A 22,181-nucleotide genomic window follows, 5' to 3' on the forward strand; every position below is an offset into this window, starting at 1 on the left:
AAAGTTTACAAGACTTTACAAGGTCTTGGTGATAGCCAGTTCGTTCTTGTCGCCGTTTCTGCGGTAACAAACGCTGTCCATGGTCTTTTTCACAATGAATATTCCAAGACCGCCGACTTCGCGTTCTTCGGCCGGCAACGTAATGTCGGGGTCGGCCTGCTTGATCGGGTCGTAAGGTTTACCATTGTCGATAAAGGTGAGTCTTGCCGAAAGCGTCGCCTTGCGGATTTCTACAATCAATGTCACTTCGGTTGCTCCCGAGAACTTCACGATATTGCTGTAGATTTCGTCGATCGCGATGTTGATTTGCATCTGCGACTTCATGGAACCTTCCATCGGGGCCAAGATACCTTCGACGAATGCCGTCAAGATGTCTTGGTTTTCAGGAATCACGTCCACAATTTTTTCATAACGCTCCCAAGCGTCTTGCATCTGCATCTTCTTTGCTCCATCCATTGGTGTAAGGATGTCTTCGACAAACGACTTGAGTGCGTGGCTCTTGCCGTTATCGGAAACATCGATAGTTTTTTCGTAGCGCTCCCACACCGGTTCGTCGATTCCGTTGAACCTGACGGCAAGCATGGTGATGTCGTCGAATTGCGGAACGTCTTGTACAAAGTTGTCGATTTCTTTCTTGACCAGGTCGCAGGTGTCGGCGGGGCTCAGTTCGCCACCTTTACGAATGACTGCGAGGAGCCTGTCGTCTCCGAACAGTTTGTTCTCGCTGTTGGTTGCTTCGGTGACGCCGTCGGTGTAAAGGAACAGCGTGTCGCCCGGCTTGAGGTCGTAAGTCTGCTGCTTGTAAACCGTATTTTCCATGGCGGCCATGACTACGCTCGACTTGCTCGGAATAAATTCGGTAGAGCCGTCTTTGTGTCGTACCACGGGCGGGTTGTGGCCAGCCGAGGCAAAGTCGATATGGCCCGTGCGCAGGTCGATAATGCCTGCCCACACGGTTACGAACATGTTCAGGCGGTTGCGCTTGGCAAGAGCGTAGTTGGTCTTGCTGAACGCATCGCAGACCGACTTCAGGTTCTTGGTCATGGTGCGCAAGATAATGCGTGCAACCATCATGAACAAGGCGGCGGCAACGCCCTTGCCGGACACGTCGCCGATCACTACACACAAATGATCGTTGTCGATCTTGAAGAAGTCGTAGAAGTCGCCACCCACTTCCTTGGCGGGCAGCAGGAACGGTGCGAGTTCGTGGCGGTCATCGTCAGAATTTTCGTCGCGTTCTTCGCCGGGCAGCATCGAAAGCTGAATGTTTCGGGCAAGGTCGAGTTCGCGCTCGATACGCTTCATGTCCTTCTGCTTTTCGATGTTTTCCTTGATTTCGGTGAGCATGTGCGAGAACGCCCACGCGAATTCGGCCACTTCGTCATGACCCGTGATTTTCGGAATCGCCACGTCGAAGTTTCCGCGCCCGAGCTTGCGGGCCGCAATGGTCAAGTCCTTGAGCGGCTTTGCCACGCGGAACGAAATCAGCAAGATAATTACGAGTATTACGCCGTATCCGCCGAGAGCCATCATCAAGAACAGCCTGCGCATGGCGCTCTGGTCTTCCAGGTATTTCTGGATCGGCCACACGACCATGAACGTCCAGTTGGTCGAATGGATCGTGGTGTAGTAAATGGCAGATTCTTCGCCGCCGGCAACCGTACCGATAAACAGGCCGCTACTGTCACGACCCTTGCGGTCAAAATTGGTTAAGCTGTTGCCTCGTTTTTCTTTGACAATAATGTCGCGGTTTCTTTTTCCTTGGGCAAGTTCCTTGGGGTACGCCACAGCCAAGTTCTTGGCGGTGGTAACCAAGGCGTATCCGGAGTTCGAAACAGGAATCGATCCGATTTCTTCTTTCAGGAATTCGATGGACATGTCAACGGCAAGCACGCCGACTAGCACGTCTTCGCCATTCTTGTCTTTTTTGAAAAGGGGAACGGTATAGACTGCAATCGGTTCCGGGACAAATTCACCGATGAACGGTTCCTGCCAGCGGGCGGTCTTGCCGTCTCTTACGCTGTAGTACCATTCCTTGTCCTGGTAGTTCGCACCAGATACAAGCTTGGTATCAACGTGGTCAAAGCGGGCGAGTCGCATGTATTCGCCTTCTGTGTTTTCGGGGCCCATTCCCGGTTCGTAGGCGACTACCACAGCGACCACTTGGGGCACCAGGTTGCGGGCGTTAAAGAGCGACTGCAGCAAAAAGTCGTCCATGTCGCTTTTGGTCATGGGGTGATCGGTCAGTTTGTGCGACAGGTCGTCGCCAATGACCTTGCCCGCGTTAAAGAGCTTGTCGATGTAGTTCACGTTCGCACGGCTGGTTTCTTCACCATTTTCGACAGTCATCTTGTTTAGCATGTTCTGAGTCTTGTAACTCATGATGCCAAAAATCAGGCCGAACACGACTGTAATAGCCGCGAGAATCATCAAGGACTGCTTAAAAGCGAGCCCGCGGAAATTAAATCCCATATATTCCTCTCTTCTTATTGTTTAAAATATATGTAATTTTCTGTCTTTTTTGCCTTTTTTTCTTGAAATTCCGCCTATTTTCATTTTTCGAAATCCGGAATATGAATACGGACTTATTATATTTATGTTCCCTAGACTTTACGCTGTGGAAATGCGGTACTTTCCGTAAGAGAAGCACGTGGGTTCGGAAGCGTCCATACTTTTGGAATGCTTCTTAGGGACGTCCAACAAGTTTTGCTTACTTTTAGGAGCTTTAATGGCAAATAAGTGCAAGCGCGGAATTTTGATTAGTAAGACCCCTTACGAAAAACGTATCGCCATCATGGAAGACGGCGAACTCGTTGAACTTGTCGTCGAGGGTGTTTCTTCTAACCGAGTTCTGGGCAATATTTATAAGGGCGTGGTCCAGAAGGTGCTTCCGGCACTCAAGGCTGCGTTCATTGATATTGGCCTTGAAAAGGCAGGCTTTTTGCATCAAGAAGACGCCATGGACAGAAACGAACTTCTCCGCCGCGAATATGGCGACGACGATGACGAGGGCGGTTCTTCCAAGGAAGTCTCGATTGATGAAATCCTGCAAGAAGGCCAGGAAATCATGGTTCAGGTGGTCAAGGAACCGATTAGCACCAAGGGTGCTCGTCTGACCACTCACCTGAGCTTTGCAGGTCGTTTCCTCGTGTGCATGCCGGGCACCAACTTCATTGGTGTCTCCAAGCGTGAACGCGACCCGGCCAAGCGCCGCGAATTCAAGAAGGTGGTCCGCCGCCTCAAGGGTCGCGACGTGGGCTATATCGTTCGTACCAACGGTCTGAACGAATCCGAATTCGAAATCAACAAGCAGATGCGCGAACTCGAAAGCAAGTGGGAACAGACGAAGTACAACTTCGAAAACCAGCCTGCCGAAACCTGCATCTACGAAGAATCCGATTCTATTGAACAGACCGTTCGCGAATACTTCAGCGATAACACCGACTATGTGTATATCGACAACCGCGACGAATACTTTGCCCTGCGCGAATACCTCAAGGTGCTCTCGCCGGACAAGCTCGACAAGGTGAAGCTCTGGAGTTCCAACGAAAGCCTGTTTGAATACTTCAAGATCGAAAACGACTACGCACGTTCCCTGCAGCGTCAGGTACCGCTTCCGCGTGGTGGCAACCTCGTGATTGAACAGACCGAAGCTTTGGTGTCTATCGACGTGAACACCGGACCGAAGGTGCACGGCAAGGACCAGGGTAAGATCATTCTCGAAACCAACATCGACGCCTGCTACGAAATTGCAAAGCAACTTCGTCTGCGCGACGTGGGTGGCCTGATCATTATCGACTTTATCGATATGGAATCCGAAGAAGACAACGAAAAGGTCTACCAGGAATTCCGCAAGGCAATCCGCCGCGACAAGGCCCCGATCAGCCCCGCTCCCATCAGCCAGTTTGGCCTTATGGAAGTCACCCGTAAGCGCGTCCGCGTGAACCTGATGACCGAAAAGACCGAACGCTGCCCGGTTTGCGACGGCGATGGTCGCATTGCAACGCTCGAATCCACGCTCGGCATGATCGACCGCTGGATGGCTCGCGCCAAGGCCAAGGGCAAGCTCCGCGAAGTGACCCTCGTGGTAAGCGCCCAGGTGATCGACGTGCTCTGCAAGGACCACAACCGCATGTTCAACTACTTGGAATACAAGCATGGCATGAGCATCAGCCTGGTCGAAGACGAACACGCCCACATCAACCAGTTCTGGTTCTACGACAAGAACAACGAAGATATTACCGACCTCTACAAGTTCGTGTAATTCTGCGTGTCGCGAAATTAAAACAGGGCCGCACCTTCAAGGTGCGACCCTATTTTGTATAAATTAATGAATTTGGACCGGAATTAAGATTACCGTGAGCAAAAAGCGACCCGGTGTTAACGGGTCGCGATTGCGAGAGTGAGGCGATATCACATTCTTGTAAATGCGATAGAGCCGAATGGTCTAATTAGCTTGGACAGCGGTCAAAGCGATCGTGTAAACGATATCTTCCACGAGGGCGCCGCGGCTCAAGTCGTTCACCGGCTTGGCCAAACCCTGAAGCATCGGGCCAATGGCGATGGTGCCGTGGGCACTGCGCTGCACGGCCTTGTAGCCGATGTTACCGGCAGAAAGGCTCGGGAACACGAACACGGTTGCCTTGCCGGCGACGGTGCTGCCTGGGGCCTTGAGGGAACCGACGCTCGGCACGGTCGCGGCGTCGTACTGCAGCGGGCCATCCACGAGCATTTCGGGGCGGGCTTCCTTCACGATCTTGGTCGCTTCGCGAACCAGGTCTGCATCCGGGCCCTTGCCGCTGTTCATGGTGCTGTAGCTGAGGAGGGCGACACGGCTCGGGAGGCCGAAGGCCTTCGCGGTGTCGTCGCACTGCTGAGCGATGCCGGCGAGTTCTTCGGCAGTCGGGTTCAGGTTAATAGCGCAGTCGCCGTAAATGTAAGTCTTGTCCGGCATGCACATGAAGAACACGGAGCTCACGGACTTCACACCCGGAGCGCACTTGATTACCTGCAATGCGGGGCGCAAGGTGTCGGCGGTAGAATGGATGGCGCCAGAAACAAGGCCATCGACTTCGCCCATCTTAAGCATCATGGTACCAAGCATTACGTTGTCGGCGAGTGCTGCGCGGGCCTGGTCTTCGGTCATGCCCTTGGATTTGCGGAGTTCCACGAGTGTCGGCACGTACTTTTCGGCAAGTTCTGCAGATGGTTCAATAATTTCGATATCAGCCGGGAGCGCGACACCCTGTTCCTTGGCGACGGCAAGGATCTCGTCCTTCTTGCCGATGAGCACGGGTACTGCGATGCCGCGGTCAATCACGAGCTTCGCGGCCTGCACGGTACGCGGTTCAGAACCTTCAGGGAGCACGATGCGCTTCTTGGCCTTGGATGCCTTCAGGAGGAGGCCTGCGCGGAACATGGCCTGGCTGGTCTTGCGTTCGGCCGGTTCGGCGGCAAGGTCTGCAGCGAGGCACTTGCAGCAGGCGAGCAGGCGCTTGGGGCAGAACAGGTCGGCGTCTTCGTTGTCGGAATAAATCTTTGCATCGAGGGCGGTAGCCAGAGAGTCGTTGTACTTCTGGGCCATCACGTCGCTCATACCCTGGGCACCTTCGACCACTACGGCATCCACGGAATCAAAGTCCTGCGAAAGAAAATCGGCTGCGATCTTTTCCATAAGCACGGCGGAATTGTGGGCCTTCAGTTCCTTGGCGGCTTCGGCACCGTTCACGCAGGGCTTGTAGGTGGCACCGATCAGGCCGGCACCTGCAACTGCATCCATGACTTCTTTGACCTTGGCTTCCATATTGGCGGAGGCAACCAGATACACTCGATTCATAAAAAACTCCTGTTGATTTGTAAATTCCTCCTAAAAATTAGGATTTTGATACCCCGCAGGCCTCCCATTTTGTATTTATTTAGGGGTTTTTATTGGAATTCTCTCCATAACTCTCCTTTTTGCTATAAAAGCCCTACATAGTAAAGTATTGTTTGCTTTAATATAGCGCAAAATAAACTATTATTTACTCCGGTTGTCTCTTGTGTGTGGGACATTTATGGAGAGAACGGATGAAGTGCAAAAACTTTTTCCGGGGTTTAGCATTGTGCTTGACCCTTTTAGTTGTTAACACATTTGCGCAGGACTGTGTAGCCATAGCCCATGTTATATACGATGGCAATAACCTTTTCTACGCTGATAACGAAGCCAATTTCAAGTATAAACAACTGAGCAAAGAAGACGACGGTACGTTTAAAGTCTGCTTCACTCAGGAGCGTCTTGAAGGTTCCGACCGACAGGGTAGAGAAGACGTGCGCCAGTTGCGCTTCGGCTCTTTCTGCGCCGAAGGCAAGGACTCCTGTGCCTCGTACCTGAACGAAGGCAATGAACCCTTCCTCGCCGAACTGTTCCCCGAGTACAAGAACGGCGTCGACAGCCAACAGGTTTTCCAGGTCTGGCTCCAGATTAACCCCGACGGTACGTTGACCAAGACAACAACCAAGCCGGTCATTGTGGAACCGGCCAAGAAGACGATCCGTTTCCTCGCCCCGTGGAGCAATACGGGTGTGGTCATTATGCTGAACGGCAAGGCCGACTATACCACTCCGGTGGGTAGCCCCTACTGCGGTTGGTTCGAATATCGCGCCGTACTGACCCCCAAAGACGCCTACGTGTCATTCAAGCAAACCATCGGTGACTTGCATATCGGTGCCGAAGGCGCCTCCAAGGAAGAAATTCCCGTGGAACAGGAAATCAAGCTGGATTCCCTGCTGCAAATTTCCGACACCGTCTGGATTGTGGGTTCCAAGTACAGCGAACCGGAACTCTATACGGAATTCCCTGGCGAACTCGGCGACTGCCCCATCAAGAAGCTTCCGGTCATGATGTTCGACTGGCTGCACGGTCCAGGCTCCGACGAAGAAAACACCAAGGCCCAGGCCGGCACCACGAGTCAGGACTTCGGTACGGGTGGCTGTAAGAACGATAACGGCCACCAGGTCATGAGGAACATGGTCGAACGAGAACTGGGCCCCAACGGCGTTCCTGTTCCTGCTTCGAATTTCCCGAGCAACTGTAAGACGACCGAACACCTCGGCAACTGGTTCTTGCCCGAAGTCGTAGCAACCGACGCCGCCGGCAATAGCTACACTAACGCCACCTGCCGCGACCTCGAACTCTCGCTCACTGACGACGGTTTCTGGTTTGGCCAGAAGAACAAGGAAAGCCCCGAAAAGGGTCTGTTCTTCCTGGATGACTTCCAGTTCCTCGACGAAGCTGGCACTGTCCCGAACCCCATGTACGACAGCATCCTGGGCGATTCGACTATCGGTCGCCACAACTACGGCTTTACCATGAAGATCCAGGCCACCTTCGAATACGTGCCTGGCCAGTACTTTGAATTCCTGGGTGACGACGACGTGTGGGTGTTCATCAACAACAAGCTGGTGGTGGACATCGGCGGTCAGCACACGCAGATCGAAGGCAAGGTCAAGCTCGATACCATCGGCAAGAACAATCCTGCAGACAAGTTAATTCCGGGCGAAACGTATTCCTTCCACATCTTCTACGCCGAACGTCACCGCAACGAATCGAATTTCAAGATGCGCACTTCCATGGACTTGAAGGCCGAAGCCAGCATGTTCCTCACCGACCTTTCGGACGACCCGAAGTTGATTATCAAGGAAGTGTGGCAGATCGTGCGCGAAACGGTTCTCGCTTGCGACTTCTCCACGAGCCCCGAAAAGCAGCACACCGAACGCGGTCCGTCTAACTTTACCCTTTACGGCAAGAGCCTCGACAAGAACGGTATCGCCCTCAAGACGCTTGATTCCGCCTACTACAGCGGCATCACGGTGAGCGATGACTTTACCAAGATTACCATCGATACCAAGGCTATCACCAAGGCCCAGGCCCTGCCGCCGGGAAACTATTACGTCCGCGTGCGCCTCAAGAGCAACCCGGATGACTACAAGGATATTCCGTTTACCATCGAACCTTACGAACTGCCGAACCTCGCGTTTGCAAGCGTCAAGGATTCCACCTACTTTATCGTAGACTTCGATACGCAAGATACGATTAATTTCACGGAATACTGGAGCGCCTTCGGTAACGAAGTCAGCCGCGACGTGTCGAGCGATTCCCTGCCCATCAACTTGGACAAGACCGAAAAGATGTGGGCTGGCCGCTCTTACCCCGTGCACATCATGTATGCCGAAGAATGGGCCTCCATCTATAGCGGCATCGCGGTGCAAGTCAAGGCCTCGACTCCGAACCTGACCATTTGCGATTCGACGGGCAAGCCCATTACCGAAATCGTGTTGATGGAAGGCCGCGCAAGCTTCTACGTGAAGGCCACCGACGAAGTGGTCGACGGCGTGCTTACCTTGACTACGGCCGGCGCCAAGAACAAGGAAATTCACTGGACCAAGATCAATATTGCAGTACCGCCGGTACCGCAGATCGAAGCCGCCTACATTTACGACCGCACCGGTGACGGACGCGCCGACAGCATTTGGATCAAGCTGAACAAGGCGATTGACAACCGCACGGTCATCGACTCGGTCAAGTATATCTTCCAGGAAGAAAACGAAGACTACAAGAAGACCAAGGTTGCCTACAAGATCAGCAATTACAAGGTCGGCGATATTTCCATTTCGCTTTCCGCTGAAGGCTCTAGCTTCGAACCGTCTATCTTTACTGGCCGCAGGACGAACAATAGCGACTTGTTCAGCCTGGTCAACATCTGGTACACCTATACCGGCGACGACGGCAAGCCCGCCATATTCCCGGTAGACGGCTCGCTCACCGACAAGGTTGGCCCTGTCATTGTCGCTGCCGAAGTCAAGTACCTGAAGGACGGCAACACCCAGCTTGCTCTTGAATTCAGCGAAGGCATTAACGGCACCGACGCGAACACCGAATTCTTCCGCTTCCACTGCTGGAAAAACAACGTGCAAGACAGCGCCGTCAAGAGCGCAAGCGATATCTTGACCACTCCCGAAAACGAATGGAAGCTGATTTTCCCGAAGGGCCTCGATACCGACGTGGTGCCTGCCGTGGGCGACTCCGTGCGCTTTATGCCGCCGTCCCAGCTCGGTATGGCGCTTGACCTCGTAGACGTTGGCCCGCATGAACTGAACCCCTGGATTCGCATTACCGGCGAACAGAAGGTGACCGTGACCAGCCCGAAGGTGGTAAGCCTCTCGACGGAATCCGAAACCTTCGACAGCGCCCGCGCCATTATCCGGAGCGAAGAAGCGACCGTGCCCAAGCTGGTGGGTGGCGAAACTGTGCTGACCGCCGAACAGGTGGCCGCCGAATACGGCACGCAGGGCCATTACCTGGGGGACCTCGACATGGCTGAACTCGTGGAAAACGAAATCGCCGAAATCGTGAAGGCCGTCCAGAATCCGGACAACGGCAAGCTCGTCAACAAGGACGAAGCCAAGGCCGCCGAAAAGGAAGGTGTCATCCCGCGCACCTACACCATCGAAGAAGTCATTGCCAAGGTGGAATCCGGCGAAATGTCGATCAAGGATGCCCAGAAGAAGTTCGACCTGAACCCGGTCATCGTAGATGCTTACGAAAACGGCCTGTTGAACAAGGAAAACTTGAAGAACTACCAGAGCGGCACTCCGGCCGATGTCCAGAAGATCGTAAGCTCTGTTGCCGACAAGACCGAACTGCGCTACGAATCGATCTACTATTCGAGCCTGGGTCACTACGTGAACAGCCATTCGGGCACCATTACCTGCAACGACGACATCTTCAAGGCCAACGGTTCCAAGAACTGCCTCGAAAACAACGGCAGACTCTTCTTGGCCTGGAATATGCGTTCGGATAGCGGTCGCCTGGCGGCAACGGGTGTCTACATCGCCCGCCTCAAGTTCCGTATCAAGGTGAACACCAAGGTCATTACCGACCGCACCCAGGACTTCCTGTGGGGTGTGCGCCGCGGCCAGGTGAACGCCATCGACCTCGGAATTTAGGCTAAAATCGCAAATTTTTTGGAAAACGCCCGAAAGGGCGTTTTTTTGTTCTCAAAAAAAATCGCCGTCTTTTTCGGGAATTTTACCCCCAAAATATGCCGTTTACACGATTGTTAATCAGAATTAACCCTTTTCTGTTCTCGTCCAGTTGATTTTTTTGAAAAAAAAATTTATTTCTACAATACAATATTGTAAAAAGTACGTACAGTTAGGCCTATGGCCCTAGGAGATGTGGATGAGGTGTAATATGTTCAAGAGAGCAACTCAGTTGCTCGCTTTGCTTGTCCCCGCGACTTTCGCGGCGACGTATACGCTTACAACTACTTTTGAAGGCGACCTTTACTACGCTATTTACGACAATTCCGATGGTACGTGGGCTAAAGAATGTGCTAGGCTCTCTAGAGACCTGAGATTCAACATTAATAGCCGCAGGGATTTGCCGAACTACGAACTCAACGTCTATACCGACGAAGCCTGCCAGACCCACCTGATTCAAGACGGCGTGTCGTTTAGCGACTTGTTTCCGACTTCCCAGCAGGCAAGAATCACCGTTTCGAACGATGGGACTTGGTCGTTCACCAGTGGCCGTACTCCCACTGGCCCCGGCGTTAATCCGGGCGTTCCGGGCGGCGATAATCCGGGCAACCCGGGAGAAGACAATCCGGGTGGCAATCCCGGTGGCGATGTCACCGTTGGCGAAGGCATGAAGGTTATCGCCTTCTTTACGCCTTGGACCAACACCAACGCGCAGGTGTATGTAGACGGCGCCCCCACGGCCATGATTCCGCTGGACAACTATTGCGGATGGTTCATTGCGGCTGTCAAGGTCCCCGCCGAAAACTTTGGAGTTTACTTTAAGCAGACCATCGGCGGCAACTTTGTCGGTGCGAATGGTCTTACGGCTACTGAACCCACCATTGCAACCGAAATCAAGCTCGACTCCGTGGCCGCCCTCAGCGATACCGTTTGGGTCAAGGGCAACCAGGAAGGCGAACCCGGTGTTTACGCAGAACACCCCGCCGGCATTTTGGGCGACTGCCCGGTCAAGAAACTCCCGGTCATGATGTTCGACTGGCTGCACGGCAGCAAGGGCGATACCGACAGGGAAGGACGTAACGGAGACCCTGCTAACGGAATCAGTGCGGACTTCGGTTCTGGCGGATGTAGCGCTAGCCCCATGCGTGGCATGGTGGACACCCAGCTCGGTGCAAACGGCGTCCCGGTTCCGGCAACTCCGTTCCCCGAAAACTGCAAGATTACCGATCATTTGGCCTACTGGTTTGTGCCGGAATCCTTGGCAGTCGATGCCCAGGGCAACAAGCTCACCAACATGACTTGCCGCGACCTCTACATCTCTATGGATAAAGAGGGCTTCTGGCTGGCCGAAATTTCGAAGGATGCAATTTCCAAGGGTAACGAAGCCAACAGGGGCGGCATGTTCCTGCTCGACGATTTCCAGTACCTCGACGAAGCCGGTACCATTCCGAACCCCTATTTCGACCAGTTGACTGGCGGTAGCGACAACAAGCGTCACAACTTCGGCTTTACCATGAAGGTACACGCCACGTTCGAATACATTCCGGGCCAGTACTTCGACTTCCTGGGCGATGATGACGTGTGGGTGTTCATTAACAACAAGCTGGTGGTGGACATTGGCGGTCAGCACGCTCAGGTGGCAGGCGCCGTAGATTTGGATACTCTCGGCCTTACTCCGGGTGAAACCTATCCCTTCCATATTTTCTACGCTGAACGCCATACCAGTTCTTCGAACTTCCGTATGCACACTTCGATCGACCTCAAGACCGAAGCTAGCATCATGCTCAAGAACCCGACCAACGACCCGTCCGTGATCGACAGGGAAGTCTGGCAGAAGATCCGCAAGAACAAGCTCGCCTGCGACTTTACCGAAGGCGAAAAGGAACTCACGCTGGAACGCGGTTCCTCCATCTTTACGCTGTTCGGCGGCAACCTGCCCTCTAACGGTGTAGAACTCGATACGGCCGGCATGTGGTTCGGCGGTATTACCGTGAACAAGGAATTCGATACCTTTAGAATCGACAAGGAATCTATCAAGGATAACCGCGGACTTGCTCCGGGCACGTACTACCTGCGCGTAACGCTCCGCTCCGACAACACCCAGTACAAGGACGTGTACTTTGTGGTGGGCGCCTACGCATTGCCGAACATCGTGTACACCGACTCCACTGGCAAGGTCCTCGGTTCTACCGTTCGTAGCGATTCCCTGCCGCTCAACATGAACAAGAATGTTGTGATGTGGGTGGGCCAGTCTTACAAGGTCTACGTGCAGTACGCCGAAGACTGGGCCAACGACGATGTCGTTTATCCGACCACCAACGATGCCGCCTTGATTCCTTGCGACTCGCTGGGTAACCCGATTACCGAAGTCAAGCTCGTAAACGGCAAGGGTTCGTTCTACGTGAAGGCCGTGGGTGAACTTTGGGGCGGCGCCCTGTATGTGAAGGGCCAGGCTTCGGGTAACACCGCAATCTGGAACAGCATCAACTTCCAGTTGCCGCCGGTACCGCAGATCGAGCTTGCGCAAATCTTTGACCGCGACGGCGATGGCCGCGGCGACAGTATCTGGATGAAGTTTGATGGCACGCTCGGTGGCAAGAATGCGCTGGACTCCGTCAAGTTCATCTTCAACTCCGCCAAGAACGCAAGATTCAGCAACGCCTACAAGGCTAATTACAGGGACGGTTCCACCGAAGCTTCTATCGTTGCCAATGGCACCGGCTTCAACAGCGCCATCTTTACGGGTGACTCCACCGGTAAGGTGTACACCGGCCTTGTGAAGGTCTGGTACACCTATACCGATAACGGCAAGCGCTCCGTGTTCCCGGCAGATGGCGCACTGCAAGACCAGATCGGACCTATCGTCACCAAGGCTGAAGTTTCTTACATGAAGGATGGTAACACGCAGCTTGAACTCAGCTTCAGCGAAGCCATTCAGAATAAGGAAAAGACTTCTGACATCTTTAATTTCCACGTATGGAATAACGGAATCATGAGCACTGCCGTCAAGTCTGCAAGTGATATCTCTGCGACTGCTCCGAACCAGTGGACGCTCATCTTCCCGAAGGGGAACGATAACGACTTTATTCCGGCCGTGGGCGACTCCGTGCGTTTCGCTCCGACAATGAGCGCCGCTTTCGCTCTGGACATGGTGAATGTAGGTCCGCACGCAAACAACCCGTGGGTACGCATTACCGGCGAACAGAAGGTGAATGTGACCAGCCCGGGTGTCGTGAAGGTTGACCCTGGTTCAGCCTCTTACGACAGTGCAAAGACGATTATCACGAGCGAATCTGCAACCGTGCCGAAGGTGATTCAGGATCCCTCGATTCTCAACGCAGAACAGGCCGCAGCCGCTTACGGCACGCAGGGTCACTTCTTGGGTGACTTGAACATGGCCGAACTGGTTGAAAACGAAATCGAAGGCATCAAGAACGCCGTCCAGAATTTCGAAGACAAGGTGATTGTCGTTGACCAGGCAACCGGCGCTACGCAGTCTTACTCGATCGAACAGATTATTGCCGCCGTCGATGCAGGCCAGATGTCGATTGACGACGCCAAGAAGAAATTCGACCTTGACCCGGTCATTGTTGACGCCTACAAGAATCACATGATCGATTCCAAGAATGTCAGCAAGTACAACAGCGGAAGCGAAAGGGACATTCAGGAAATCGTGGAAGCGGTCGCCCAGAGTACGGAACTTCGCTACGAAGCTACCTACTACTCTAGCCTCGGCGAATTCGTGAACAGCTACTCTAACGTGATTACTTGCAACGACGACGTGTTCAAGGACCACGGCCAGGGAACCTGCCTCGAAAACAACGGCAAGCTGTTCCTCGCTTGGAACATGCGCGCCAAGAACGGCAGACTGGTTTCGACCGGCGTGTACATTGCAAGACTTGCATACCGCATCAAGGTCGGCAGCAAGACCGTGGTAGACCGCACGCAGGACTTCCTGTGGGGTGTGCGCCGCGGCAAGGCAAACGCACTTGACCTCGGGTTCTAAACCCGGTCTAGGGAACTCTCTCGGCAAAAAAAGAAGACCGCGCCTTTGGGGGTGCGGCCTTCTTGTTTAATGGCGTTTTTTTTGATTATTTCTTGTCGAGCTTGGCGTTGATTTGTTTCTGGAGCTCTTTCAAGTGCCAGCGGCCGCGCTTGTCTTCAAGGAAGAAATTGGTGCGCACGCCGCGGGAAAGGCCGCGGTCAATGATGTTCAACGCATCGGCATAGCGCTTCTGGTCAAAGCGCAGTTCTGCCAAAAAGTAATAGTTGTAAAGGTCGCGCGGGTTCTTTTCGAGCGCAAGGCTCAAGTACTTGTCGGCAAGCTTCTTGTCGGGCCACGAAAGTACCAGCGGAACGTAGGGCAGCACAAAGTGGGCGCGTCCCAGCACCTGGTAGTCTTCGGCCATAATGGCGACGTCGCGCACGGTGGTGGCCACGCCTTCTTTAACCGAGGTGAGGGCGCCGCGCTCGTTGCCCCACATCGAAAGGGCGCTCGCGTACACGTGGGCGATTTCCCTGTTTTTGGGGAACTTCTGGTAGGCAGATTCGCTGACGGTCTTCAGGCTGTCGAGCTTTGCCTTGCGCTGGTGCTTTTCGAAGTGTACAAAGCGGAACGCGAAAAACAAGCTCTTCACGTAGCCTTCGGTGGCCTTTTCCTCGACAGACGCATCGTTCATGGCTTTGCGGTAGCTGTCGATCATGAGTCTTGCATTCTTGGGGTTCGCCTTGTCGCCAATGGCTTTTTCGGCTCTGGCGGCGTAGCAAGAATCGGCAATGCGCAGGTCTTCGTTTGCAAAGCATACAACGCTTGCAGCAGACATCAGCAATGTGACCAGGATTTTTTTCATTTTCCCCTTAACAGAAACTACACTCGCCAATTTTGCAGTACTTTATTCAATTGGGCAATGCGCGACTTTTCGTCGTCGGTGCCGTGGTAAGTCTTGAATAAAAGATAGCGATATTCCATGAGTGCAGTGCGAATGAGCACCTTGTCTTCTTGCTTTAGCATTGCTTTTTGTTTCCTCTTTTTTTATTTAGGATTACTTCCCCTTCCCCTTACCGGAGAAGTAGTCCTGCTGGCGCGTGATGCCGAGAACGGCGTGCCACAGCGCACCATTCGGGTTGATCTTCTTGCGTTCGCTGACAGCGTATTCGATAGGAACGTGCGAGAATGCATTGTTCATGCTGCCGACGACCATGTCGGTCTTGCCGGCCATGCCGGCGTGTACGGCAGCTTCGGCGAGCTGGAAGCAGAAAATGGCGTCGGTACCTTGGGCCGGAATGCTACGGACCATGTAGCTCGGGTCAAAGTACTTGATATTCACTTCCTTGCCGACCTTGTCGAAATGTTCCTTGATCTTTCTTGTCAGGAATTCACCAATATCGTTTTTCAAGATGTTTCCGCTGGCGTCCTTGCGTTCGGGCTGGTCCTTGAAGAGTTCCTGGCCAGCGCCTTCAGCGACAACGATCACGGCATGCGTCTTGCCGCTGCTGTAGCGGCTTTCGAGAGCCTTGAAGAGTCCGTCGAGCGTAAAGGGTACCTCGGGTACCAAGCAAATGTTCACGACCGTCGTAGCGAGCGCTGCGTAAGCGGCAATAAAACCGGAGTCGCGGCCCATGAGCTTCACGAGTCCAAGGCCGTTAAAGGCACCGTTGGCTTCGTTGTGGGCGCTGGTAATCACGTCGGTAGCGCTGAGCACTGCGGTTTCGAAACCGAAGGTGCGGTCGATCAAATTCAAGTCGTTGTCGATAGTCTTCGGAATGCCGATCACCGAAATGGGCTGGTGGCGCTTCTTGACTTCTTCGGCAATGTCGTGGGCGCCGCGGAGCGTACCGTCACCGCCAATGCAGAACAGCACGTTAATGTTCAGGCGCATCAGGGTATCGACCATCACCTTGGCGTCCTGGTTTCCGCGGGAGCTTCCGAGAATGGTGCCGCCGTCTTCCTGGATGGCGTCCACCACGTCGGGATTCAGGATCATCGGGGAATAACCGTAGGCCGGGTTCAAACCGCGGTAGCCGTACGGAATACCGAAAATGTTGCGCACGCCGTAGTCGAACCACAGCACCTGAACAAGACCCTTGATCACGTTGTTAAGACCGGGGCAGAGTCCGCCACAGGTCACGATGCCTGCGCGTGTCCAGGCGGGGTCGTGGAAAATCGTTTCGCGAGGGCCGGCCGCTTCGAGCGACGGAATCGCCTTTCCGCTTTCGCAGAATTTCTGGATTCGGCCAATGTCAGCCGTAAGGCTTACTCGGTCAGATTCCGAAACAAACGGAACACCCTTCATGGGCGATTTCAAAGTCCCCTTGCCAACGGTTTCGATGGAAAGGTCGTACTTTTCCGGATTGTTTAGAATGTCTTCTTGAGTCATGACATGCTCCTCGGTTTGCCATAAGAATGTATTTTGGCGTCCTAAAAAATACTAAAAAATGCATCACCGCGATGAAATATTTTCTTTAGATATTTGTTACTTAAAACGCCCCGGACTTAAATCCGGGGCGAATTTTCAAATTCCGTAATGATTAAATGTCGAGCGGCGGGAAGTGAATCTTGGTTCTGAGACCAGGACCCGCATTTTCGATTTCGATCTTCATGTTGGTGAGCGTACAAAGTTTCTTCACCATCGAAAGACCGATACCCGTTCCGCTTGTAGAACGCGTCATTTCGTTTTCCACGCGGTAGAATTCCTGGAACACCTTCTTCATTTCAGAAGCCGGAATGCCCGGGCCGTAGTCGCGTACGGCAAGGTACATGTCGCCGTTGTTCACGCGCAGCTCGATGCTGATCATCTTGTAGCTTGCGTTCTTCGAGAACTTCAGCGAGTTGTCCACCAGGTTCATCAGAATCTGCATCACGGCGTCGCGGTCAATCAGGAGTGCCACGTTGTCGGCATCCGTATCGGTCGAAACCGTAAGCTCGAACCCTTGCTTTTCGATGTTCTTGCTGTAGGTCGCCACAAAGTCGTCAAGCACGGCCTTCGGGCGTTCCTTGCGCAGTTGCACGTTCCAGCGGTTGCCATCGAGTTTAGACAAATTAAGCACATTCTGAATCAGGCGCGAAAGTCTGTCGGCTTCGCTTGCGATCTGGCCGTAATAGCGTTGCTTCTTTTCTTCGCTTGCTACCCAGGAATTCTGCAACAGTTCGGCATACATCTTGATAGCGGTCAGCGGAGTCTTGAGTTCGTGCGTAATGGCCGACACAAAGTCCTGACGCTTGGCGGCAAGCGCCACCTTGCTTTGCGTAAAGCGGTAAATGGTAATCAGGCACACCGCAATCACGATCAAAAGAATCAGTCCGCTAAACAGAATGGTCAAGTCTGCAGATCCGCTGATTTCGCTGGAGTACATCTTGAACAGAATCTTGTCGTAGGGCGGCGGCAGCGGGCGCTTGGTCCTCAGTTCGTATTCGGCGTTCTTCTTGCCGATGGTCAAGAGCACGTTGTCTTCGTAAACAAGCTCGATGGCGTAAGGCAACTTGGCATACGCAATCTGTTCTTCCTGAGTCATGTAGTTCAGGTAGATGTTCTTGTCGACGACAAAGCCCTGCACAATCGGGAGCATGCCGATGTAAATCGTACGGAAGAACACGATGTAGTCCGACGTCATGCGGATCTTCAAGTCGCTAATGTTGACGTTCGTGTTGCTACCGGTAAATACGGGAATGTCCGGCGTGAGGGTCGTATCGTTCTTGGCGGTTTCGGCCATGTAAGTCAGGGCTTCTTCTTCGGAGGTGAGTTCCACGCGGGTGGGAATCTGCAAGTCCGGAATCTCGTCGTAAAGTTGGTCGATGGCTTCGGTGGAGTCAACCGTCTGCACGGTGCGCTTCGGGAGCCCGTTTCGAATGTCGAGCTTTATGAGCAAGTACTGGATCAGGTCGCGCGTCTTCTTACGTTGTTCCTGGTCGTCGAAGGAGAAGTTGTCCCACATGGACTTGCCGATACCGGTGCTGGTGTCGGGGTAGAAGGGCGTCAGGAGTTCACCGCTATGCGAAATCTGGAAATGCCCGAGCAAACCCTTGCGGCACTGGCGGTACAGGGAGTCGAAGTCGCAGTACGGGCCACTGGAATCCGGGAACGAGAAGAATTCCGAGAAGAGTCGGCTGTTGCCGCCAATCACGGTAATCGAGTTCAGGATGCCGTAGTCCTTGTAGGAACGGCTGTTTTCCAGGTTGAAGTCCGAGGACAGTCTGAGTCTAAGGCTCTCGTAGGCAGAGTCAATGCGTTCCTCGACTTTCTTTTCTTCGAGCGCCGTGGACTGCTCGTAAGTCTTGACGAACAAGATGGTCAGAGGAATTGCGATGACCAAGAAAATGGAAATAAACACCAGGCGTTCCATGATGATTGCCTGGTGTTTCTTGAGATACGTTAGAGCCGCAGCTACTTTAGCTTTTACTTGTCGCATTCAGGTGCAGAACGCATCTGGTAGCCTTCTCCACGGAAGGTGACCAAGAGTTTCGGATGCGAAGGATCGTCTTCGATTTTCTTGCGGAGCTTGGTAATGTGGATATCCACGGTGCGGGTGTCCACAGAATCAGCGTTTTCGTAACCCCAGACCTTGCGGAGCAGTTCGGAACGCGGAACGGCGTGGTCACGGTTGCGCCACAGGTATTCGAGGATTTCGATTTCCTTACGGGTGAAGGCGAGTTCTTCGGTACCGCGGGTGCCGGTGTATTCGCGGAAGTTCACGCGCAGGCTGCCGGCGACGAGCTTGCCTTCGTTTTCCATGGTCTGACGGCTGCGACGGAGCACGGCGTCAATACGGGCCAAAAGCATCGGAACGGAGAACGGCTTCGGAATGTAGTCGTCTGCACCGTACTTGAGGCCGTTGATGATATCGTCATCGGCATTCTTTGCAGAAAGGATGATAATCGGGAGGCTCTTGTCCTGTTCGCGGATTTTGTCACAGACGGTAAAGCCGTCCATGCCAGGGAGCATCAAGTCCAGGAGAACCAGGTTGTACTGCTTGGTGAGGGCTTCGGCAAGGCCGCTTTCGCCGTCGGCGCAATGCTTAACGTTGTAGCCATTCAGCTTGCAAAGGTCGATCAGGCCTTCGGCAATGGCGATTTCGTCTTCGATGATAAGAATCTTGGTCGTGCTTGTGTTTTCAGTCGTCATTTATTTTACCTGGGATTATGATTAAATTGCGAGTCCGACACCCAATTCAACGGTCATGTTACCGGGATCCACTTCACTCGGATAGTCACCGCCGATGTAGTACTTGAAGTTGCCGTAAGCGGCAATCGGGATAATCGGGAGCTTGGCACGGAGGCCCACCAAGATGTGGCCACCGATGCTGGTGTTCAGGCCTTCGTCAAGAGCCTTGTCCTGGATTTGGGCTTTCATTTCCTGACCCTTGGCCTGGAGAGCCTGGGACTTGGCGTCGTTGTCCATAGTCTGGTCAAGCACAATTGCTGCGACTTCGTCGAAGGTGCTCGGCTGAATAAAGCTAGAAGCGAACTTCTGGTTCAAGACAAAGCTGTTCAGGTGGTAAGAAAGACCGCCACCGATGTAGGGGCGAATGATAGGCAAAGTCGTAATGGGGTAGGTGATGGAGAGGTCACCGGTCATGGCGACAAACTTCGGGTTTGCCTTGCCGAACGGGGTGCCGCCCAGTTCAATTTCGAGAGGGATTTCGTTGACGGTTCCGTCTGCCGGATTATCGACCCAAAGAGATGCGTCGTAGGAGCCGAACTGGATATTCAAGGTAGCTTCGATGTCGATCACCGGGAGGAGGTCAATCCATGCCTTGAAGCCGAAGCCCTGCATCATGCCGTCGAAGCCGTCGTGGCTCAGATTAATGTTGTTGGCAATGGGAGCCGGTTCAGCGGCTTTCATCTTGGTGCCAAAACCCGGGGCGTAGTGGAAGCCGACGCCCACAATGGCGAAGGACTGGGTGGCGAGCAAAGCGCCAGCAGCGACTAAAGCTTTTAAGTTCATATTTGCTCCTTAAACTTTGCCTTTGAAACTACATTATTATTTCAAAAAGCGGATGTTATTTTTTCATAAAATACTAAAATCAGTCAATCGAGGGAACGACGACAATTTTTTTCTGCCCTTTACCGACCTTAATTTTGCCCAACTTGTAGTCCCCGATGACTCTTCCCTGACCGTCCAGAGCAGAAATGGTCACGTCGTGGTCCCCGGCATCGACCGGAATGCGGGTCACGTTGATGGTGTTGGGCATGAATAGACCGATACGTAGGTCTGCCTGTTCCAACTGGCTCTGGCCCACGTCTACGGCGATGTTTTTCACGAGGTCGAAGATCCCGTTGCCCGTGTTGGTCGCCTTCTTGGCCTTTTGGGCGGCGATTGTGCGGAGCACTACGCGGGTAATGGTACGGACCGCGGTGGTCGCGTTCTCGTCTTTCATGTTCTGCTCGAGTTCGGAATCAATATTGGCCACTTTTTCGGGCGAGACGCGCATGGTTCCGTCCAGATTTACGCTGAACATGCTTGTGCGCTGGGGCAATTCCTTCTTTTCGGGAAGGGCGAACCCGACATGGAATGTATTGCTGCCGGCACCTGCAACAGGGGGTGCGAAAACGGTAAACGTATTGATTTTTCCGGTCTTGCCGTCTTTGTAGGTGAGGTTCATGGCGGTGCCGCTCACGTAGGTGCCTGACAGGTACATTTCGCCAAGGATTGGGCTGTGGCCAGCGTAACCCACCACGATGATTTCTTGGCCCTTGGTGCGGGCGGCCGTTGCCTTGGGCGTGCTCGTGAGTGCTTCGGTCTTGAGACTCTTCAGGTCGTCTGCGCGGTCCATCTTGGTGAGGCTTTCGTTGATGTATTCCCAGACTTCCTTGGGCATCTTCACGTTGCCCTCTTCGAACGCCTTGGCTGCCTTCAGGTAGGCGATGGCGGCATCGTCTTCTTCGCCGGCCATATCGTAAACGATGGCGCTCAGGTAACGTAGCCAGCCGTTGTCGTTCACCTTTTCCTTGTCTTTCTGGTAAAGGGCTTCGGAGGCGATTTGCGCCCTGCGGACTTCGACTAAGGCTCCGTCTAAATCACCGATGGCGAGGTAGTTCAAAATCTGGTACTGGTACATCATCAGTACTTCGAAGGGGCGGGCCCTGTAGGGGCGAATATTGTCGTTGGTCACGAGGGCTGCGGCTTCGTTAGTAACCGACTTGGTGTACAGGTCTTCGTAAATCTGTTCGGCCTGTGCAAAGTGCTTGATGCTTTCCTGGTTCTTGCCGGCGTAATGGTAAAGCATGCCTTCGTCGAAGTGGTAAAGGAAGGCGCTCTTTTCGCCGTAAAGGTCGTCTTTCTTCTTTTCGATTTTTTCGATAGTGCCCTCGAAACCTTCCTTCTTGAGTACGGGGGCCAGCGTTTCATAACGAGTCATGGACTTGTTTGCGCAAGAACACAGAAGCAGTGCAGATACTGCGAGCAATAAAAGGCGTTTCATGAAAACTCCGGTAATGAATCTGCAATTAAATATAAATAAAATAGCCTCCGACTTCGAGTCGGAGGCTTGATGGCATAAACCACTGAGAGAGAAATTACTTCTTCTTCTTGCCGGAAGCGTCAAGGGTCACTTCGACAGTTTCTTCACCCTTCACGGTCACGAGAGCTTCGGCAGACTTGCGGTTGGAGCATTCGGCGCGAATCACGTGGTCACCGGCATCGAGGTTGTTGATGGTGAGTGCGGCACCGTCGGTCTTGTCGGCATTGTCGCCGTCGATGTAGATGAGGCACTTGCCCGGAATGGTGGTCACCTTGATAGCACCCTTAGGAATCTTGGTGCCGAAGTCGAACACGTTACGCTTGTCGTTACCCGGCCAAATGTTCACGCGCTGGTTCACCAGTTCGTAACCCTGGTCGATCACCACGAGGGTCTGGCGGCCAGACTTGACGCTGGCGTTTTCGATCGGGCTCTTGCCGAGAGGTTCGCCACCGAGGAACACGTCGCTGTTAGGCGGGTTGGTGATGATGGTGATGGTAGCGGCCTTACCGCGCGGAGGTGGATCGTCGTCAGCGACGGCGGCGGTAAAGAGGAATGCGACCAAAAGCGCAAAAATGTAAAGCTTTTTCATGGATTTCTCCTGTTTGTTTGTTCTAAAAATATAAAGTTTTTAGGGAATTTAATTTTTTTTTGTGCAAAAGTTTAGAAACGCGTGCTAAAAAAGCGCCCCTAAAAAACTACTTTTC

13 protein-coding genes are annotated in these 22,181 nt (G+C 53.3%); 3 read left to right on the top strand and 10 right to left on the bottom strand.

Annotation, left to right across the window (positions count from 1 at the left end; all coding sequences use genetic code 11):
• Window positions 1-15: 15 nt before the first annotated feature.
• On the bottom strand, window positions 16-2,472 hold the full coding sequence (locus B7989_RS13595; RefSeq protein ID WP_088629008.1) for a SpoIIE family protein phosphatase: 2,457 nt from the start codon (window positions 2,470-2,472) through the stop codon (window positions 16-18).
• Window positions 2,473-2,728: 256 nt separating this feature from the next.
• Between B7989_RS13595 and B7989_RS13600 the strand changes: the two genes are divergently transcribed.
• Window positions 2,729-4,264 (top strand): Rne/Rng family ribonuclease, encoded by a 1,536-nt coding sequence (locus B7989_RS13600; RefSeq protein ID WP_088629009.1) that lies wholly within the window; start codon window positions 2,729-2,731, stop codon window positions 4,262-4,264.
• Between the two features lie 183 nt (window positions 4,265-4,447).
• Here the strand turns inward: B7989_RS13600 and pta are convergent, their stop codons facing one another.
• Complete coding sequence (gene pta / locus B7989_RS13605; RefSeq protein WP_088629010.1) at window positions 4,448-5,836, bottom strand: phosphate acetyltransferase; 1,389 nt, start codon at window positions 5,834-5,836, stop codon at window positions 4,448-4,450.
• 269 nt (window positions 5,837-6,105) lie between these two features.
• Here pta and B7989_RS13610 point away from each other — a divergent pair, with 269 nt between their 5' ends.
• Together B7989_RS13610 and B7989_RS13615 are read left to right on the top strand one after the other, a co-directional pair.
• Window positions 6,106-9,984 carry a fibro-slime domain-containing protein gene (locus B7989_RS13610; RefSeq protein ID WP_158212932.1) on the top strand — a complete coding sequence of 1,293 codons (3,879 nt, stop codon included), beginning with the start codon at window positions 6,106-6,108 and terminating at the stop codon, window positions 9,982-9,984.
• Between the two features lie 247 nt (window positions 9,985-10,231).
• Window positions 10,232-14,026 (top strand): fibro-slime domain-containing protein, encoded by a 3,795-nt coding sequence (locus B7989_RS13615; RefSeq protein WP_233144436.1) that lies wholly within the window; start codon window positions 10,232-10,234, stop codon window positions 14,024-14,026.
• Between the two features lie 85 nt (window positions 14,027-14,111).
• Here B7989_RS13615 and B7989_RS13620 read toward each other — a convergent pair whose 3' ends face one another.
• The 8 genes from B7989_RS13620 to B7989_RS13650 all read right to left on the bottom strand — a co-directional run bounded on the left by B7989_RS13620 (window position 14,112) and on the right by B7989_RS13650 (window position 22,066).
• Complete coding sequence (locus B7989_RS13620; RefSeq protein WP_088629012.1) at window positions 14,112-14,870, bottom strand: hypothetical protein; 759 nt, start codon at window positions 14,868-14,870, stop codon at window positions 14,112-14,114.
• A gap of 17 nt (window positions 14,871-14,887) precedes the next feature.
• Window positions 14,888-15,031 carry a hypothetical protein gene (locus tag B7989_RS14045; RefSeq protein WP_158212933.1) on the bottom strand — a complete coding sequence of 48 codons (144 nt, stop codon included), beginning with the start codon at window positions 15,029-15,031 and terminating at the stop codon, window positions 14,888-14,890.
• A gap of 31 nt (window positions 15,032-15,062) precedes the next feature.
• Window positions 15,063-16,397: an ATP-dependent 6-phosphofructokinase gene (locus B7989_RS13625; RefSeq protein WP_088629013.1), complete on the bottom strand. Its 1,335-nt coding sequence runs from the start codon at window positions 16,395-16,397 to the stop codon at window positions 15,063-15,065.
• A 151-nt stretch (window positions 16,398-16,548) separates the two neighbouring features.
• Window positions 16,549-18,426, bottom strand: a complete 1,878-nt coding sequence (locus B7989_RS13630; protein ID WP_088629014.1) for a sensor histidine kinase KdpD — start codon at window positions 18,424-18,426, stop codon at window positions 16,549-16,551.
• Window positions 18,414-19,139 (bottom strand): response regulator transcription factor, encoded by a 726-nt coding sequence (locus tag B7989_RS13635; RefSeq protein ID WP_088629015.1) that lies wholly within the window; start codon window positions 19,137-19,139, stop codon window positions 18,414-18,416. Before B7989_RS13635 ends, B7989_RS13630 begins: the two co-directional genes overlap by 13 nt.
• 21 nt (window positions 19,140-19,160) lie before the next feature.
• Window positions 19,161-19,961: a hypothetical protein gene (locus B7989_RS13640; protein WP_088629016.1), complete on the bottom strand. Its 801-nt coding sequence runs from the start codon at window positions 19,959-19,961 to the stop codon at window positions 19,161-19,163.
• A gap of 79 nt (window positions 19,962-20,040) precedes the next feature.
• Entirely contained in the window at window positions 20,041-21,438 is a 1,398-nt protein-coding gene (locus tag B7989_RS13645; protein ID WP_088629017.1) for a hypothetical protein, read from the bottom strand.
• A gap of 94 nt (window positions 21,439-21,532) precedes the next feature.
• Entirely contained in the window at window positions 21,533-22,066 is a 534-nt protein-coding gene (locus tag B7989_RS13650) for a PEGA domain-containing protein (RefSeq protein ID WP_088629018.1), read from the bottom strand.
• Window positions 22,067-22,181: the final 115 nt, after the last annotated feature.

Source organism: Fibrobacter sp. UWB5 (assembly GCF_002210295.1).
GTDB lineage: Bacteria > Fibrobacterota > Fibrobacteria > Fibrobacterales > Fibrobacteraceae > Fibrobacter.

Bases quoted from the DNA above. Each gene is read 5' to 3' on its own strand.
- B7989_RS13615 (WP_233144436.1), top strand. From the start codon at position 10,232: ATGTTCAAGAGAGCAACTCAGTTGCTCGCTTTGCTTGTCCCCGCGACT.
- B7989_RS13595 (WP_088629008.1), bottom strand. From the start codon at position 2,472: ATGGGATTTAATTTCCGCGGGCTCGCTTTTAAGCAGTCCTTGATGATT.
- pta (WP_088629010.1), bottom strand. From the start codon at position 5,836: ATGAATCGAGTGTATCTGGTTGCCTCCGCCAATATGGAAGCCAAGGTC.
- B7989_RS13635 (WP_088629015.1), bottom strand. From the start codon at position 19,139: ATGACGACTGAAAACACAAGCACGACCAAGATTCTTATCATCGAAGAC.
- B7989_RS13600 (WP_088629009.1), top strand. From the start codon at position 2,729: ATGGCAAATAAGTGCAAGCGCGGAATTTTGATTAGTAAGACCCCTTAC.
- B7989_RS13630 (WP_088629014.1), bottom strand. From the start codon at position 18,426: ATGCGACAAGTAAAAGCTAAAGTAGCTGCGGCTCTAACGTATCTCAAG.
- B7989_RS13620 (WP_088629012.1), bottom strand. From the start codon at position 14,870: ATGAAAAAAATCCTGGTCACATTGCTGATGTCTGCTGCAAGCGTTGTA.
- B7989_RS13625 (WP_088629013.1), bottom strand. From the start codon at position 16,397: ATGACTCAAGAAGACATTCTAAACAATCCGGAAAAGTACGACCTTTCC.
- B7989_RS13640 (WP_088629016.1), bottom strand. From the start codon at position 19,961: ATGAACTTAAAAGCTTTAGTCGCTGCTGGCGCTTTGCTCGCCACCCAG.
- B7989_RS13645 (WP_088629017.1), bottom strand. From the start codon at position 21,438: ATGAAACGCCTTTTATTGCTCGCAGTATCTGCACTGCTTCTGTGTTCT.
- B7989_RS14045 (WP_158212933.1), bottom strand. From the start codon at position 15,031: ATGCTAAAGCAAGAAGACAAGGTGCTCATTCGCACTGCACTCATGGAA.
- B7989_RS13650 (WP_088629018.1), bottom strand. From the start codon at position 22,066: ATGAAAAAGCTTTACATTTTTGCGCTTTTGGTCGCATTCCTCTTTACC.